This window comes from Mesorhizobium sp. M7A.F.Ca.MR.362.00.0.0 (assembly GCF_004023175.1).
Classification (GTDB): Bacteria; Pseudomonadota; Alphaproteobacteria; order Rhizobiales; family Rhizobiaceae; genus Mesorhizobium.
This window is the reverse complement of the sequence record NZ_RZTF01000626.1, coordinates 1173-2318: the sequence shown is the minus strand read 5'-3', so window position 1 is coordinate 2318 and position 1146 is coordinate 1173. Positions and strand designations below refer to the sequence as shown.

Genomic DNA, 1146 nt, shown 5'->3' with positions numbered 1-1146 from the left:
GTTGCGGCACCAGGGGCAGGGCGCCTTACGACACCGTCGTCACCCATGGTTTCACCATGGACGAGGATGGCCGCAAGATGTCGAAGTCGCTGGGCAACACCGTGGTGCCGCAGGACGTCATCAAGCAGTCGGGCGCCGATATCCTGCGTCTGTGGGTGGTGACGACCGACTACTGGGAGGACCAGCGGCTCGGCAAGAACGTGCTGCAGACCAACATCGACGCCTACCGCAAGCTGCGCAACACCATCCGCTGGATGCTGGGTACGCTTGCCCATGACGATGGCGAAGAGGTGCCGCTGGAGAAGATGCCGGAGCTGGAGCGGCTGATGCTGCACCGGCTGGCCGAGCTCGATGAGGTCGTGCGCTCGGGCTACGACGCCTTCGAATTCAAGCGCATCACCCGCATGCTGCTCGATTTCATGGTGGTCGAGCTGTCGGCGTTCTATTTCGACATCCGCAAGGACGCGCTCTACTGCGACGCGCCGTCGAGCCTGAAGCGCAAGGCTTCGGTGCAGGTGGTGCGCCATCTCTTCGACTGCCTGGTAAAATGGCTGGCGCCGATGCTGCCTTTCACCATGGAGGAGGCCTGGCTTGACCGTCATCCCGACGCCGTCTCGGTGCATCTCGACCAGTTCCCGCAAATCCCGGCGGACTGGAAGAACGAGGCGCTGGCGGAAAAGTGGCGCCAGGTGCGGCAGGTGCGGCGCGTCGTTACCGGCGCGCTGGAGATCGCGCGCGCCCAGAAGGTGATCGGATCGTCGCTGGAAGCGGTGCCGGTCGTCACAATCAACGACGCAGCGCTCGAAGCCGCGATTTCAGATGTCGACATGGCCGAGATGGCGATCACCAGCGATCTGGTCATCGCTCATGGCGAGGCACCGGCTGGTGCCTTCGCGATCGACGACGTCAAGGGTGTCGCCGTGGTGGTCGAGAAGGCCGAGGATCGTGGCCTGTTAAAATGTGCACGCTCCTGGCGCTACACCGCCGATGTCGGCCAGGATCCGGAATTCCCGGATGTTTCGGCCAGGGATGCGGCGGTGCTGCATGAATTGAAGGCGCTTGGCCGGCTTTAGCGGTTAGTCGGCTGGATCGGTGCACAAATGCCACGCCGGGCGGGCGAAAACCGCCCGCGCGTTGCCCTTAACG

The 1146-nt window shown here is 63.8% G+C and carries 1 protein-coding gene; it reads left to right on the top strand.

Features of this window, described 5'->3' with window-relative positions; all coding sequences use genetic code 11:
* Positions 1-1073 (top strand): class I tRNA ligase family protein (locus EOC06_RS36110; protein ID WP_164898963.1); only part of this gene is annotated, 1073 nt, incomplete at its 5' end.
* Positions 1074-1146: the final 73 nt, after the last annotated feature.